Here is a 16,036-nt window from a genome sequence, read left to right on the forward strand (position 1 = left end):
GACGACGAAGGCCCGCGCCCCTGAGGAAGGGACGCGGGCCTTCGTCGTGCGGTCAGCGGGTCGTGACTGGCGCGCTCGTGCTCGGGCTCACGTTCGCGGTGTCGCTCGGGACGAACGTCGCCGTGTACGTGTGCTTGCCCGACGGGACCGTGCCGATGGCGATGCCCAGCACCACGCTCAGGCGCTTGACCACCGTGGTCCCCTCCCGGATCTCGACCGTGCCGGACGGCACCCGCCCGTTGTTGGTCGCGACCGTCACGAAGGCGACCGACGGGACGAACAGGAACCCGCGGGTGACCGACAGCCCGGTCGTCGTCGTGACCTTCTCGACGACGACGGTCACCGGCGCCGACTCCGAGCCCGTGACGGTCTCGTCACCGGCGAACCGGGCAAGGACGTCGTAGGAGCCCGCCGGGGTGGACGACGGGAGCCGCAGGCTGGCGGTGCCGCCCTGCAGGGTCGCGGTGCCGAGGACGGTGCTCCCGGCGACGAACTCGACGGACCCGGCCACGGGCACGTCGGCCGTGACCGTCGCCGTGAGCGTGATCCGCGACGACGAGCCGAACACCTGGCTCGACGGCGAGGCCGTCAGCGTGGTGGTCGACGACGGGGTGCCCGCCTCGACGGTGAGCGGGAGCGTCACCGTGGTGAGGCTCGGGCTCGCCACGAGCGTGAGCGTGTGGGCGCCCGCGCTCGTGTCCTCCGGGATCGTCACCGAGACGTCGGCGGCGCCGTTGGTGACGGTCGCCGTCCCGATGGACGCGCCGTCGAGCCGGACGTCCAGGCTGGTGTTCTGAGGCGAGCCGAGGCTCGTCAGGTCCAGCTTGGTCACCGGGAACGCCAGCGTGTCACCGGCGGTGAACGTCGTCGGCACCGTCGGCACGCCGACCGCCTGGCGGGCGAAGTCCGGGGTGAGCCCGGGGTGCCCCTGCAGGTAGGCGATCCAGCCGTCCCGGTCGACGAGCCCGGAGTCGCGAGCGTCCGTGCTGTCGTTGAAGATCCGGAAGTTGTCACCGCCGGTGATCAGGAACGAGAACGTGCCGATCCGGTAGCTCGCCGCCGGGTCGATCGGAGCACCGTCCACCGTGATGGACGTGATGTGCGACCCCGCCGGAGCGGCGGCGTCGAACGTGTACGTCACGTTGTCCGACAGGCCCAGCTGCAGGTAGGACCTGCTCGGTACCGTGCCGTCCGGGAGGGTCTGCCACTGCTGCTCGAGCATCGTCTTGAACTGCGCGCCCGTGAGCGACGTGGTCCAGAGGTTGTTCACGAACGGCAGCACCCCGTTCGCCTCGGCCGTCGTGATGACGCCGTCCGGGGCGTAGTACAGCTCGGCGCGCAGACCGCCAGGGTTGACGACACCGATCTCAGCGCCGCCCAGGTTCTCCGGGGCGAGCGTGTCCCGCAGCGAGTTGGCGACGAGGTCACCCAGGGTGGACTCGCTGGCCCGGTCGTCCCGGGCGGTCACCGGTGCCGTGTAGCCGGTCGGTCCGTACGTGCCGCCGCTGAAGGCGGTCGTGATGTCCGCCGTGACCGACCCCACGGGGACCGAGCCGACGACGTTCGCGTAGGCCAGCGCCGCGGTGACGATGGTGTTGACCTGCGCGACGCGCGGATACGTCGCGACGAGCTGCGCCGCGAACGCCGCCTCGTTCTGCGCCGGGGTGTTGCCGGGGATGACCGGCGCGACCAGACGCGGGACGTTCTGCTGGGTGTGCGCGACGACCTCACCGCTGGCCGGGTCGAACGTGAGCACGACCTTGCCGATGAACTCGCCGTAGCTCCCGGTCTGCACGACCGGGCGCGTCTTGCCGGTCTCGCCGGGGACCGGCGCCTCCCACGCGTACTGCTGGTGGGTGTGACCGGTGAAGATCACGTCGACGGCCCCGGAGGTCTGCTCGACGATGTCCTTGAACGCGCCGCCCTCGGCGAGCTCCTTCTCGAGCGTGCCGTTCGGCAGACCCTCGCCGGCGCCCTCGTGGAAGCTGGCGACGAGCACCTCGGCCTCGCCGTTGGACGCGTCCCCGTCGCTCAGCTGCGCAGCGACGCGGTTGACGGCGTCGACAGGGTTGCCGAAGTCGAGCTCGGTGATGCCGCCGGGGGTGACCAGCGAGGGGGTCTCCTCGGTGACCGCGCCGATGACACCGACCGAGACGCCGTCCATGTCGAGGATCGCGTACTCCGGCAGCGCCGGCGTCGTGGTGCCCTTGAGGTAGACGTTCGCGCCGAGGTAGTCCCACTTCGCGTTGGTGCCGCCCGCGATCACGCGGTCGGTGAGGTCCTGGAACCCCTTGTCGAACTCGTGGTTGCCGACGGCCGACGCGTTGAGCTCCAGGGCGTTCAGCACGTCGATCGTCGGCTGGTCCTGCTGGACCGCCGAGGCGAACAGCGACGCGCTGATGTTGTCGCCGGCCGACACGAACGCGACCGGGCCGCCGGCCGCGATGGCAGCCGCCTTCTCCTTCTCGACGGTGCCCGCGAACTTCACCGTGTTGGTGTCGATCCGGCCGTGGAAGTCGTTGATGTCGAGCAGCGTCAGCGTGACCGGCTTGGCCGCGCCCTCGACCAGTCCGACGACCACCGGGTCGTGGTCGGAGGAGCGGTAGAAGTCGTCGTCGTAGAAGAGCGTGCCGTGGTAGTTGTACCGGTCGTACTCGAGCGCGATGGACTCCTCGGCGTTGATCTCCCAGATGTCCGCGCCGGTGGCCCGCTGCATCGCGGCGTCGTTGAGCAGCACGTGGTCGAGCGAGCCCGACAGGCCGCTGAACGAGTACGAGAACTGACCGTCGGCGAGCGCGGTCGCGGCGTCGGTGTACCCGGCGTCGTACAGCGTCTGCAGCGGGTCCTCGAGGGTGTACGAGTTGAAGTCGCCGACGAGCGCGACCGCCTGGGCGTCGCCCTGGACGGTCGGCACCCAGTCCCGCAGCGCCGTGGCCTGCCGGACCCGCGACTCGTTCGAGGCGCCCTGTCCGTCACCCGCGTCGGCGTCGCCCGGCCACGGGCCGGCCGAACCCTTGGACTTGAAGTGGTTCACGGCGACGAAGAACGGCGCACCCCCGCCGACCGGCGTGAACACCTGGCCGATGGGCTCACGTGCGTTGCCGAACGCCTCGTTGTCGTCGCTCTGGTCGCCCAGCGCACGCGAGTCTCCCGTCCGCTCGACGGCGGCGGGCTTGTAGATGAGCGCGTTGGTGATGACGTCCTGGCCGGCGGCCGGCGGGAGCTCCGCCGACGACGGGACGAACGCCCACACGGTCGAGCCGGCGGCGGCGTTCAGGGCGTCGACCAGGGTGCCGAGCGCCTCGTCGGCAACCCCGTCCACCCGAGCCGAGTTCTCGATCTCGAGCAGACCGACGACGTCGGCGTCGAGCGCGTTGATCGCGGCGACGATCTTGTCCTGCTGCCGCTGGAGGTCGTCCGGGTCCCACGCACCGCGCGGGTCGCAGCCGCCGTTCACCGTGACGGGGTCACCGGTGCGGTCCTTGAAGGACGTGCACCCGGCCGTCGTCGCGCCGAGGGTGGTGAAGTAGTTGAGCACGTTGAACGACGCGACCTTGAGGTCGCCACCGACCGGGGTCGGTGCCGCGGGGCGGTCGTTCTCGAACGTCACGGACGCCGGCCCGGGGGCCGTCGGGTTGAGCTTCCAGACGTTGTTGCGGTAGTCGACGACGACCGGCGCGGTGATGGTCGCGGCGGCGCCGACGCGGACGGGGTTGGTCAGCGAGACGTAGGGCGGCGTGAGTCCCTGGTTCGCCGTCGAGAGGAAGTTCGTGGACGACCCGTCGTCGAGGACGACGCCACGGGCGGCGTTGTCCGCGGCGGCGGCCAGCGCCTCGGCCGAGCCGGGACGACCGACCTCGGTGGGCTGCAGCAGCGGGAGCGTGCCGGCCGCGAGACCGACCTCGCCGTACTGGTTGGTCGAGAACGTGTTCGTGATCGTGAGCGGACCGGTCGGCTCGAACAGCATCGACTCCAGCGCCTCGCGGGCGGCGTCGGTCGTCGGCCACGCGGCCGAGACCGGGGTGACCGTGGCCGGAGTCGGGAGCACCTCGAGGTTGCCGGCCGCGACCGTGATCTCGGTGAGCCCGTTGAACTCGCTCACCACGCCGGTCACACGCACGTGGGCACCCAGCGCCACCGCGGCAACCGTCGCGGAAGAGAACACGAAGACCGCGTCGGACGCACCCGGGGTCGCGTCGCTCGGGCCGCCGGACCCCGCCGTCTGGATCACGTAGCCGCTGAGGCCCCCGGTCGGGTAGGCGGCGGTCACGACGCCTTCCGTGATGATCGTCTCGCCGACCAGCGGCGACGCGGCGTCCGTTCCCTGGATCTCGGCGATCGTGCGCGCCGTCGGCGTCCCCGGCCCGGGGTCGCCCGCGGCGACCGGCGTCGGCGTCCCCACGGTGAAGTCGGCGGCGTTGTTCGCCGTGTTGGTGTGCGTCGCGTTGCGGGAGACCGACGTCGAGTTCGTCGTGCCAGCCGCCGCCGCCGCTCCGGCGAAGACCAACGAGGTCCCCCAGCCGACGAGGTCCTCGACCGTGGCGTCGCCCGCGCAGCCCGCAGCGGTCGCGCACACGAGCGTGTCGGACATGCGTGTCAGCGCCACCTTGCCGGCGGTGCCCGAGATCGCGATCGTGCCGTCGATGTCGGGGGTGATGGCCGGCTGGCTGGTGTCCGCGCCGGGCGCCTCGCCGATCAACAGCGTCGCGCCGGGGGCGATCGTGCCGGACAACACGGTCTTGGCGGCGAACGTGAGGTTGCCGGCCGCGCCGTACTGCACGGCCCAACCGGTCAGGTCGACCGCCGTGTCCTGGGTGTTGACGAGCTCGATGAAGTCGCGGTTGAAGGCGCCGCCGGAGTTCCCTCCGCCGCCGTACACCTCGTTGATCAGGACACGTGGCGTGGTGCCGACCGAGGCCTGTGCAGCGCCCGCCGTGATCACACCGCCCGTCAGGGCCAACGCGAGGGCGGCGATGCCCCCGCTGATCGACTTCATCGCAGGACGCACGTCGAGCTCGCTTTCGTCGGGAACGCAAAAGTGGCCGCTCGTGACGGCCTGGACAACTGTCGCTGTTCGTCCGATTCGTGGCAACTACTCGCCGGTAACTATTGAGTGAACACATCCGATGATTTGTCCGGGTACGACACAGCCCCCGTCGACCGCGTGGTCGACGGGGGCTGTGGACCGGAAATCAGGCGCGCAGCGACGCCCCGAACCGGCGGTGCGCCTCGGCCACGATCGCGTCCCGGACGGCCGCCGACTCACTCGCGGTCAACGTCCGGTCCGCGGCGCGCAGGCGGAGCGAGAAGGCCAGCGACTTGTGGTCCTCGCCCACCTGCGGGCCCGTGTACACGTCGAACAGCCGGACCTCCTCGACGACGTCCCCGGCAGGGCTCGCGGCCGCGCCGACCCGGACCGCGTCGAGCACGTCGGCGGCGGGCACCGACGACCCGACCACGAGGGCGACGTCCTCCTTGTTGACGGGGAACGTCGAGACCGGAACCGCCTGGACCGGGTCGGGCGACGCCGCCGCCAGCACCACGTCCAGGTCCAGCTCGAACGCCGCCGCCCGAGCCGGCAGGCCGAGCGCGGTCACGACGTTCGGGTGCAGCTCGCCCGCGTGACCCACGAGCGTGCCGTCGGCCGTCGTCAGGCGCGCGCACCGACCCGGGTGCCACGGCGCGTGGTCGGCGTCGGCCGACGCCGTGAGCTCCACCCCGACGACCTCCGCGACGAGGCGCGCGGCGGCGATCGCGTCGGTGTGGTCGGCCCGGCGACCGAGCCCCCACCAGCCGGCCGGCTCCCGCAGACCCGCGAGGACACCGGCGACCCGACGCGGCTGCGGCGGCACGGCGGCGTCGATCGCCGCGAGCTCCTCGTCGGACGGGCGGACCCCGCCCGGCAACCGCGGAGCCGCGGGCGCACCCTCGACCGGCCTGGTGACCAGACCGAGCTCGAAGATCGCCACGTCGCTCTCGCCCCGGCTCACGTTGCGCCGGGCGGTGTCGAGGAGCGTGACCAGCAGGTTGGTACGCAAGTACGGCTGCTCGTCGGAGAGCGGGTTGACCAGCCGGACGGCGCGACGACGGGCGTCGTCCGCGGGCAGGTTCAAGGCGTCGAGCTGGTCGGTCCCGACGAACGGGTAGCTGAGCACCTCGACGAGACCGGCCTCGGCCAGCGCCCGCGCGACCGAGCGCCGGGCCCGCTGGCCCGCCGTCAGCCCCGCACCGGCGGGGGCGACCGGGAGGGTCGACGGGATCGCGTCGTAGCCACGCAGGCGGGCGACCTCCTCCACCAGGTCGACGCCGGCCACGAGGTCGGGCCGCCACGAGGGCGCCGTCACCGTGAGCGCGTCGGCACCGGCGTCGGTCACGTCGCAGCCGATCGACCGCAGCGTCTCGCGCACCTCGTCGGCCGTGAACGGCAGGCCGATGAGCCGCGTCGGCAGGTCGAGCGGGAGCTCGAACGAGGGCACCGGCACGCGACGGTCGACATCCGTGAGCGGACCAGCGACGCCGCCGCCGTGCTCGACCAGGAGCGCGACCGTCCGCGCGACCGCCACGGGCGGCAGCTCGGGATCGGCACCACGCTCGAACCGCTTCGCCGCCTCGCTGGGCAGCTTGTGACGCCTCGCCGCACGGGCGACCGTGATCGGGTCGAAGTGGGCCGCCTCGATGAGCAGGTCGGTCGTCGTCGCGCTGACCTCGCTGTCCCCGCCGCCCATGACGGCCGCCAGCCCGATCGGCCGGGCGCCGCGCACCCCGTCGGGGCTGTCGGTGATCAGCAGGTCCTCGGGGTCGAGCACGCGGTCGACGTCGTCGAGGGTGCGGATCCGCTCCCCCGGTGTCGCCCGCCGCACCACGATCGGCTCGGACAGGTGCGCCAGGTCGTAGGCGTGCAGCGGCTGCCCGAGGTCGAGCATCACGTAGTTGGTGACGTCGACGGCCAGGCTGATCGGCCGCATGCCGGCCTGCTGCAGCCGGCGCTGCATCCACGCGGGCGACGGGTCGTTCGCACGCACGCCCCGCACGATCTGCGCGACGAAGCGGTCGGCGCCCGGGACCCCGTGGATCGGAGCCGCGTCGTCGATCTCGACCGCGAAGCCACCGCCCGCAGGACGCTCGTCGCCCGTGGGCAGGCCGCGGTCCGTGAACTTCGCACCGGTCGACAGGCCGTACTCGCGAGCGACGCCGCGCATCGAGAAGCAGTACCCGCGGTCGGGGGTCACGTTGATCTCGAGCACCTCCTCGCCGAGGCCGAGCAGCTCGCGCGCGTCCGTGCCGACGGGCGCCTCCAGCCCGAGCTCGGACAGCACGATGATCCCGGCGTGGTCGTCGCCGAGGCCAAGCTCGCGCGCCGAGCAGATCATGCCGTCGGACACGTGGCCGTAGGTCTTGCGCGACGCGATGGCGAACGGTCCGGGCAGGACCGCCCCCGGCAGCGCGACGACGACGCGGTCACCGACGACGAAGTTGTGCGCACCGCACACGATGCCGCGCGGGTCACCGCCGGGCTCGTTGTGCTCCGGACCCACGTCCACCCGGCACCAGTTGATCGTCTTGCCGTTCTTCTGCGGCTCCGGGGTCAGTTCCACGACCTCGCCGACGACCAGCGGACCGGTCACGGCGGCGGCGTGGATGGCCTCCTCCTCCAGCCCGACGCGGACGAGGTCCGCCGCGAGCTGCTCGGCGGTCAGGCCCGCGGGCAGCTCGACGTGCTCGGCGAGCCACGTCAGGGGGATGCGCGGCATCAGATCTCCGTCCCGAACTGCATGGAGAAGCGCACGTCGCCCTCCACCATGTCGTGCATGTCAGCGATGCCGTGACGCAGCATCAAGGTGCGCTCGATGCCCATCCCGAACGCGAAGCCGGAGTAGACCTCGGGGTCCACGCCGACGGCCCGCAGGACGTGCGGGTTGACCATCCCGCAGCCGCCCCACTCGATCCAGCCGGGTCCGCCCTTCTTCTGCGGGAACCAGAGGTCCATCTCCGCGCTGGGCTCGGTGAACGGGAAGAACGACGGTCGCAGCCGCGTACGCGCCTCGGGGCCGAAGATCGCCTGCGCGAAGTGGTCGAGCGTCCCCTTGAGGTGCGCCATGGTCAGGCCCTTGTCGATCGCGAGGCCCTCGACCTGGTGGAACACCGGGGTGTGCGTCGCGTCGAGCTCGTCGGTGCGGAACACCTTGCCCGGGCACGCGATGTACACCGGCAGCTCGCGCTCCAGCAGCGTGCGGGCCTGGACTGGCGACGTGTGGGTCCGCAGCACCAGGCCCGGCTGGTCCACGAAGAACGTGTCCTGCATCTGGCGCGCGGGGTGGTCGACGCCGAAGTTCAGCGCGTCGAAGTTGAACCACTCCGCCTCGAGCTCGGGGCCCTCCGCGATCTCCCAGCCCATCGCGACGAAGAAGTCCGCGATGCGCTCGGACAGCGCCTCCAGCGGGTGCCGAGCGCCGCGGGGCCGACGGTCGGTGGGCAGCGTCACGTCGACGGACTCCTCGACGAGGACGCGCTGGTCGCGCTCGGCCTCGAGCTCGGCCTGCCGGTCGGCCAGCGCGCGCGCGAGCCGGCCCTTGGCCTGACCGAGGAGCTTGCCTGCGGTCGCCTTGTCGGCGGGCGCGAGGCCGCCGATGGCACGGTTGGCGAGCGCGATCGGGCTGCGCTCCCCCACGTGCTCCAGGCGTGCGGACTTCAGGGCGTCGAGGTCGGCCGCGGCCGCGAGGGCCTTCAGCGCATCCTCGACGGCGGACTCGATGCCGTCGGCGTCGAGCGGGGACAGGGCGGTGTCGTCGGACATCCTGACCTTCCGGTGCGATCTGGGGCGGCCTGCACGCGAGGGCGCACGGCCAAGGCGCGCGCGCAAGGGCGCGGCCAGCGGACAAGTCTAGAGGCGCCCGATCCAGGTCGTAGCGGCCGGTCCAGCGGTGGACGGCCTGCTCACGTGCGCGTCAGTGGCGCAGCCCGGGAACGGGCCCGGGAAATCGGCGACCACCGGCCGCCTGCGCACGCGCTGTCATGCAACCCATGATGCCACGACCGCCGCCTACCGCCCCAGCGCAAAGGTCTCGACCCGCTCGTACAGCGGTCCCCCGCCCCGCCCGGCGCCCGGCTGCGACGAGACCAGGGCCAGCTCGTCGACGAGCCAGCGCGGTCCCTCATAGACAGCGAGCGCGCGCACGAGGCTCGCCGCGACGTCCTCGTCCTCCGGGCCGGTCATGTCCGGCCGCTGCCCCGGCCGGTCGGGCCGCGACGACCGGCGCCGCGGTGGCCGGCTCCCCGGACGCACCCGTCCGACGGTGAGGTGCGGGCGGTCGCGCGGCCGGTTGTCGGTCGCGCCGCTCGCCGACTCCCCCGCCTCGACGCACCCCCGCGTCACCGCGCGCTGCGTCTCCAGGTCACCGCCGACCCCCACCCAGAGCGTCCGGTGCGAGAACACCCCCGCGCCACGCAGCGCGAGCTCGTACGGCTCGATCCCGGCGGCGAGCTCGGCCAGGTCGGCCGTCAGGCCCGGCACGACGCCGTCGGGGACCTCGCCGTAGAACGCCACGGTGAGGTGCCACGTCTCCCGCGCCGACCAGCGCACCGCCGACGAGAGGCCGGCCGGGGCACCCCGCACCGAGGCGAGTGCCAGGTCGAGGTGGTCGAGGACGTCCGTCGGCGGCCACACCGCGGCGAAGAGCCTCACCGCTGAGCCCGGGCGCTGGCATAGAGGCAGACCGTCGCCGCGGTCGCGAGGTTGAGCGACTCCGCCCGGCCCCGGATCGGTACCCGCACGACGGCGTCCGCGAGCAGTCGGTCCTCGTCGCTCAGCCCCCACGCCTCGTTGCCGAACACCCAGGCGGTCGGTCGCGCGAGGTCGGGCAGGCCGTCCGGTGCCCCGCCGGCGACGTCGAGCAGGTCGTCGAGATCGTGCTCACCTGCGCCGTCCGCAGCCAGGACCGTCAGCCCCGCGGCGCGCAGCGCCTCGACCGTCGACCGCAGGTCCGTCCCGGTGACCACGGGCAGGTGGAACAGGGAGCCTGCGGTCGAGCGGACCACCTTCGGGTTGTGCACGTCGACGCTCTCCGCGGTCAGCACGGCCGCATCCGCCCCGGCGGCGTCCGCAGCGCGGATGACCGTCCCTGCGTTGCCGGGGTCCCGCACGTGCGCCAGCACCGCGACCAGCCGCGCACCGGCCAGGTCCGCCAGCGTGTGCGCCAGGAGCGACGCGACCGCCACGACCTGCTGCGCGTCGGGGCTCATCGCGTCGAGCACCTCGACCGTGCCGGTGTGCACCCGGATCCCCCGCTCGTGCGCGGCCTCGACGATCTCCGGGTACCTCCCGGCCGACGCGTCCGTGACGTAGACGTCGTGCACGTCGGCCGCGAGCACCGCCTCACGCACGGCCTGCGGTCCCTCGACGACGAACCGGCCGGCGCGCCTGCGCACCGACTGGCCGGAGAGCGCCCGCACGGCCTTCACACGCTCGGCACGGGGGTTGGTCAGGATCTCGTCAGCCACGGGGACATCATGCCTGGGCACGACGAAGCCCCCGCGAGTCGGGATCGACTCCGGGGGCTCCGGGTGCACCGAGCCACCGCCCGGCCCCGCGGCGAGGCGGGTCGGGCGGTCGGGCTCAGCAGCGGACGAGGGTCACGCAGCCTTCGGCGCGTTGACGTCCTCGGGCAGAGCTGCCTTGGCGGCGGCCACGAGCGTGTTGAACGTCGCGGCGTCGTTGACGGCGAGGTCGGCCAGCACGCGGCGGTCCACCTCGATGCCGGCGAGCTTGAGGCCCTGGATCAGACGGTTGTACGTCAGACCCTGCTCGCGGGACGCAGCGTTGATGCGCTGGATCCACAGCTTGCGGAAGTCCTGCTTGCGCACCTTGCGGTCGCGGTACGCGTAGACGAGGGAGTGGGTGACCTGCTCCTTCGCCTTCCGGTACAGGCGCGACCGCTGACCGCGGTAGCCCGCAGCGCGCTCGAGGGTTGTACGGCGCTTCTTCTGGGCGTTGACCGCCCGCTTCACGCGTGCCACGTGATGCTCCTTGCTTGTCTCAGGCTCGGACCGAGTGACCGGGGCGCAGGTGCGCCCGCGGGATCACTTCCCGAGCAGCTTCTTGATACGGGGGGCGTCGGCAGGGGAGACGACGAGGTCGCCGGCGATGCGGCGGGTGCGGCGGCTCGACTTGTGCTCGAGCAGGTGGCGACCGCCGGCCTGCTCGCGCATGACCTTGCCGGTCCCGGTGACCCGGAAGCGCTTCTTGGCACCGGAGTGCGTCTTGTTCTTCGGCATGGCTGCCGTGTCTCCTTGTCCTTCACATCGCACGGGTTCGTACGACTCGTCTGGTGCGGTCCGACCGGGGGGCCGGGCCGTCCGTTCGTGCTGGCTAGCTGGCCTCTTCCGAGGCCGTCGTGCTGGTCTGTGCCTTCGCCGGAGCGGCCGGGCCAGGTCGCGGCGCGGGCCGCGGCGTGGCGGTCGGCCGGGGTGTGGCCGGCTTCGGGGTGGCCGGCTTCGGCGTCGCCGGCTTCGGTGCGGCCGACGATGCCGCTGGCTGCGACGTCGTGGGGGCCGCTGCCGGCGCGGCTGCGGCTGCCGGTCGTGCAGCGGCCGCGGGACGCGGTGCTGCGGCGGATCGCGCTGCTGCCGGACGCGGTGCCGTCGTCGCACGAGGTGCGGCGGCGGGTGCGGGCGGACGCGGGGTGCTGGGACGAGACGCAGCCGGACGCGGGGCGGAGGCGGGCTTCTCGACCGGAGCTGCGGCCTCGACCGGGGCGGGTGCCTCGGACGGTGCCTCGACCTCGACCGGAGCCTCGACCGGCGAGTCGATCACCGGCGCGGTCTCGGCGACGACCGGAACCTCGGCAGCAGCCGGGGCGACGGGCTCGGCCTGCTCGACCGGGTTGGCCGCAGCAGCGGCGGCAGCGGCAGCAGCCGCGGCGTTCTGCTCGCGGGCCGCAGCAGCCTGCGCCGCACGGCGCTGCTCCTGCTTCTGGTCGGCCTTCTTCTTCATCGGGCCGAGCACCATGATCATGTTGCGCCCGTCCTGCTTGGGCATGCTCTCGATGAAGCCGAGCTCGGACACGTCGTCTGCCAGCCGCTGCAGCAGGCGCACGCCCATCTCGGGGCGCGACTGCTCACGGCCGCGGAACATGATCATGACCTTGACCTTGTCGCCGGCGGTGAGGAACCGCTCGACGTGGCCCTTCTTGGTGCCGTAGTCGTGCGGGTCGATCTTCAGCCGGAAACGGATCTCCTTGAGGACCGTGTTGGTCTGGTTCCGCCGGGCCTCACGGGCCTTCATGTCTGCTTCGTACTTGAACTTGCCGTAGTCCATGATCTTGCAGACGGGCGGACGAGCGTCAGGTGCAACCTCGACGAGGTCGAGGTCGGCGTCCTGGGCCAGGCGCAAGGCGTCCTCCACGCGGACGATGCCGACCTGCTCGCCGTTGGGGCCGACCAGGCGGACCTCGGCGACGCGGATCCGATCGTTGATGCGGGGCTCGCTGATGTGGTGCTCCTCAGGTTCGTCGTGGGTGGACCGCCGGGAACGAGGAAGGCCCCCGTCCTGGTCACAGGAGGAGGCCTCGAGGTCCGCGCGGTGCGCATGGCCGGGGGCCATGCTCACGCCACCGGGGTCGGCTGGCGCCGTCCGGTGCGGACTGTGAACCCGGTCTCTGTCGACGATGCGCGTCCAGCGCACCGAACAGTCGAGGCCCAGGTGGGAGGAACTCCACTTGTGCGCCTGAGCCACGTGCGCCGGGTCTCTCTCGAGATCGGCACGCACAACCCAGGTCAGTCGACTGCCAAGGCTACCAGAGGAGACCCGAAGACCCGAATCGGCGCCGGAGCGCTCACCGGCCGGTGAGAGGATCGGCGTATGAGCGAGACCAGCCCGGGCACCGACCCCACCACGACCGCCACCCGCGACATCGCGGACGTCGCCGCCGTCGAGGTCATCACGACAGCCGCGGTGCACCTGATGAGCGCAGCGGCGGTCAAGTGCGGGCTCGCCGAGGACGGGCCGACCGGCGCCGGCGCCGACTTCCTCGACCTCGACGAGGCACGCAAGCTCATCACCGCGCTCGCCGCCCTGGTCACGGCCTCGGCCCCCGACATCGGCAACCAGCACGCCCGGTCGCTGCGGGACGGGCTGCGCTCGCTCCAGCTCGCGTTCCGGGAGGCCTCGCCCTTCCCCGATGCCCCGGGCGACGGACCGGGCGAGAAGTTCACCGGCTCGGTCGTCTGACCCGGACGCGTCGGGTCGGCGCAGCACCGCGCCGGCGCACCCGCACGGTGGGCACGTGCCGCGGAGCGCGGCGCTCCTCCACGACCTCGGGAGCGACCCGCCCCCGAGCCCGGCCCAGCGCGAGGACGACGAGCCCACCGACCGCGAGAGCACCACCGACCACCGCGGCGGTCAGGAACCCGGCACCGGGCGCCGCACGGTCGATCACGGCCCCGCACAACGGGGCGCCGAGCGCGTTCCCGACGGTCGACATCGTGCCGCTCCACCCCATGACCTCGCCCCGCCGGCGCTCCGGCACCAGCCGGACGAGCGACGCGTTGATCGAGGAGAGCGCCGGCGCGCACGGCAGCCCCGCGACGACGACCGCGACCGCGAGCCACACCTGGTCGCTCGCGAACGCTGCGGGGACCGTGGCGAGCGCCAGCAGGGCGACGAGGAGCAGCGGTGACGGGTTGCGGTGGCTGGCCCCGTGGACCAGTCCCCCGATGACCGACCCGCCCGCCCAGAGCGCGATCATCCAGCCGACGTCGGCGGAGCTGCCGGAGTCGTTGAGCGTCGCGACCAGGGACACGTCCGTCCCGACCAGCACGAACGACGCCGCGACCCCCGCGAGGAGCAGGACGACGAGCGCAGGACTGAGCAGGCGCTGCTTCGGGAGGTCCGGCACGGGTTCGGCGGAGCGTGCGCTGCGGGTCGGCGGGTTCGCCCACATGAGGAGCAGCCCGCCGGCGACCGTCAGCGCGCCCACGACCGTGAGCGCGACCGAGGTCGACACCTGCGTGGCCAGCAGCACCCCGACCACCGGCGAGAGCATGAACGTCAGCTCGACGGCCACGGAGTCCAGTGAGAACGCGGCCTTCTGGTGCGCGATCGGGACGAGGACCGACAACGACTGCCTGCTGACGGAGAAGACCGGCACGAGGAACAGCCCGGCGAGCGCGGCGGCGACGATGAGCAGCTCGTAGGTGAGGTGCGGCGCGACCAGCCACACGGCCGACTCGACCACGACCGAGGGCGCGATCGCTCGCCGGAGGCCGAGCCGGTCGACCAGGCGGCCCCGCCAGGGCGCACCGAGCGCCATGCCGACGGTGGCGGCCCCGACGACGACGCCAGCCTGGCCGTAGCCGCGGTCGAGCGTCGAGACCACGTGGAGCGTCAGGACGACGCCCACCATCGCCGCGGGGATGCGGGCCAGGAAGGAGACGACGAAGAGCCGCGCGACGCCGGGCAGGCGCAGCACAGCTCCGTAGGTCGTCGAGGGCATCCGATGATTGTCACCGCTGCGGCTCTGTGCCTCCGCCCAGTTCTCCCCGGCCACCCTCGGGCGGCAGGGCGTCCACAGCCCCGGGCGACCACACAGACGTGCCTCGTATCCTGGGCCGATGCTGCCCGACGAGCCGCACCCACGCGACGTCCAGCCCTCCCGCGCGGAGCCCCCGGTGACGGAGATCACGCGCGTGAGCCCGCCCACACCCGACACGGCGCCGTGGTACCCGGGCGCGTCCGCGGCACCCTCTGCTCCCCTCGGCACAGCCCTTGCGACGACCGAGCCTCGGCGGCGTCGGCCCGGTATCGCCCCGATCGTGCTCGCGGTCCTGCTCGTCGCCGTCCTCGTCGGCGCGGTTCTCGTCCTGACCCGCATGCTCACCACGAACGAGGCGTGGCAGGCCTCGACGCAGCAGTGGGAGACGCTCGCGCGCTCCACCGGCGAGGAGCTCGCGACGTCCCAGGCCGACCTGGCCGCGACACAGGCGGAGCTCGATGCCACGACCGCACAGCTGGCCACGGCGCAGCAACGGATCACGGAGCTGGCCGACGAGAAGGCGCAGCTCGGGGACACCAGCGCGTCGCAGCAGCAGCTCGCCGACTACCAGTCGCGCGTGTCCCAGGCAGCCGGTCAGGTGGCCACCGCCCTGGCCGCCTGCGTCGACGGCCAGCAGCGGCTCATCGGCTACCTGCAGGACTCCGCCCAGTACGACCCGGACGACCTCGCGCGGTTCACGTCCGACGTGCAGACGGTGTGCGCCCAGGCCACCGACGCCAACGCCGCCCTGCAGCGCGAGCTCGAACGGTGAGACTCCGCAGCGGGCTCGCGGCCGTCATGCTCGCGGTGGTGGTCCTGACCGGCGGCTGCAGCGCGCTGCCCGGGATGCCCGCGCCGGTGCCCACCGACGTCGTGCCCACCGACCTGCCCCAGCAGAGCCCGACGTCGAGCGGGAACCTGTCCCCCGACGGCTTCGACGTGGCGCAGCGGATGGCGGTGCGGATCCGGAACATCGGCTGCGGCACGCTGTCGACCGGCTCCGGGTTCGCGCTCGACGACCACACGCTGGTGACCAACCGGCACGTCGTGGCCGACTCCTCGACGCTGCAGCTCAGCACCTACGACGGCCGGGACATCGCCGCCGCCGCAGCCAGCACGGCGGCCCTGGCCGACCTGGCGATCGTGCGCACCGACGACGCGCTGCCCGCCGCCCCTGAGCTCGCGGCGGCCGACCCGGCCGTCGGTGAGGTGGTCACGGTGGTCGGGTACCCGCTCGGGCGCGCGCTGACCGTGACCACCGGGCAGGTCCTCGCCAGCCAGACCGACCCGCTCAACGCGAACCTGGGCACGGTGCTCGTGACCGATGCACCCGTCGAGCACGGCAGCTCGGGGTCGGCGGTGCTCGACAGCGAGGGCCGGGTGGTCGGAGTCGTGTACGCGAAGGACTCGAACGGGCACAGTTTTGTGGTGCCCGTGAGCACGTTGCGGGCCATGCTGGACGACGAGGCGTCGTTCACGCCCACCGCGCCCTGCGCCGGCTGACCCGA

The 16,036-nt window shown here is 72.8% G+C and carries 12 protein-coding genes; 3 read left to right on the forward strand and 9 right to left on the reverse strand.

Annotated elements, in window-relative coordinates; translation table 11 throughout:
• Window positions 1-52: 52 nt before the first annotated feature.
• From ASD16_RS19515 to infC, 8 genes are all read right to left on the reverse strand, one after another.
• The gene (locus ASD16_RS19515) at window positions 53-4,996 is read right to left on the reverse strand and encodes an ExeM/NucH family extracellular endonuclease (protein ID WP_055921863.1); all 4,944 of its coding nucleotides are present in this window, start codon (window positions 4,994-4,996) and stop codon (window positions 53-55) included.
• A 196-nt stretch (window positions 4,997-5,192) separates the two neighbouring features.
• Entirely contained in the window at window positions 5,193-7,751 is a 2,559-nt protein-coding gene (gene pheT, locus ASD16_RS19520; protein ID WP_055921866.1) for a phenylalanine--tRNA ligase subunit beta, read from the reverse strand.
• Window positions 7,751-8,794: a phenylalanine--tRNA ligase subunit alpha gene (gene pheS / locus ASD16_RS19525; protein WP_055921869.1), complete on the reverse strand. Its 1,044-nt coding sequence runs from the start codon at window positions 8,792-8,794 to the stop codon at window positions 7,751-7,753. The genes pheT and pheS overlap by 1 nt, the downstream gene beginning before the upstream one ends.
• Before the next feature lie 246 nt (window positions 8,795-9,040).
• A complete protein-coding gene (thpR, locus tag ASD16_RS19530; RefSeq protein WP_055921872.1) occupies window positions 9,041-9,682 on the reverse strand; it encodes an RNA 2',3'-cyclic phosphodiesterase in 642 nt (213 codons plus the stop codon).
• Window positions 9,679-10,497, reverse strand: a complete 819-nt coding sequence (locus tag ASD16_RS19535) for an RNA methyltransferase (protein ID WP_235523445.1) — start codon at window positions 10,495-10,497, stop codon at window positions 9,679-9,681. The genes thpR and ASD16_RS19535 overlap by 4 nt, the downstream gene beginning before the upstream one ends.
• 132 nt (window positions 10,498-10,629) lie before the next feature.
• Entirely contained in the window at window positions 10,630-11,013 is a 384-nt protein-coding gene (gene rplT / locus ASD16_RS19540; RefSeq protein ID WP_055921876.1) for a 50S ribosomal protein L20, read from the reverse strand.
• A 63-nt stretch (window positions 11,014-11,076) separates the two neighbouring features.
• Window positions 11,077-11,271 (reverse strand): 50S ribosomal protein L35, encoded by a 195-nt coding sequence (gene rpmI, locus ASD16_RS19545; protein WP_028046910.1) that lies wholly within the window; start codon window positions 11,269-11,271, stop codon window positions 11,077-11,079.
• Between the two features lie 94 nt (window positions 11,272-11,365).
• Complete coding sequence (infC, locus tag ASD16_RS19550; RefSeq protein WP_082571017.1) at window positions 11,366-12,598, reverse strand: translation initiation factor IF-3; 1,233 nt, start codon at window positions 12,596-12,598, stop codon at window positions 11,366-11,368.
• Window positions 12,599-12,856: 258 nt separating this feature from the next.
• Between infC and ASD16_RS19555 the strand changes: the two genes are divergently transcribed.
• A complete protein-coding gene (locus ASD16_RS19555; RefSeq protein ID WP_055921878.1) occupies window positions 12,857-13,225 on the forward strand; it encodes a DUF1844 domain-containing protein in 369 nt (122 codons plus the stop codon).
• Here the strand turns inward: ASD16_RS19555 and ASD16_RS19560 are convergent.
• Window positions 13,206-14,489, reverse strand: a complete 1,284-nt coding sequence (locus ASD16_RS19560) for an MFS transporter (RefSeq protein ID WP_082571018.1) — start codon at window positions 14,487-14,489, stop codon at window positions 13,206-13,208. The genes ASD16_RS19555 and ASD16_RS19560 overlap by 20 nt on opposite strands.
• Window positions 14,490-14,607: 118 nt before the next feature.
• On the opposite strand from ASD16_RS19560, the gene ASD16_RS19565 reads away from it, so the two are divergent.
• Window positions 14,608-15,300 (forward strand): hypothetical protein, encoded by a 693-nt coding sequence (locus ASD16_RS19565; protein ID WP_235523446.1) that lies wholly within the window; start codon window positions 14,608-14,610, stop codon window positions 15,298-15,300.
• Window positions 15,297-16,031 carry a serine protease gene (locus ASD16_RS19570; RefSeq protein WP_235523448.1) on the forward strand — a complete coding sequence of 245 codons (735 nt, stop codon included), beginning with the start codon at window positions 15,297-15,299 and terminating at the stop codon, window positions 16,029-16,031. The genes ASD16_RS19565 and ASD16_RS19570 overlap by 4 nt, the downstream gene beginning before the upstream one ends.
• Window positions 16,032-16,036 lie beyond the last annotated feature (5 nt).

This window comes from Cellulomonas sp. Root485 (assembly GCF_001426705.1).
Taxonomy (GTDB): domain Bacteria; phylum Actinomycetota; class Actinomycetes; order Actinomycetales; family Cellulomonadaceae; genus Cellulomonas.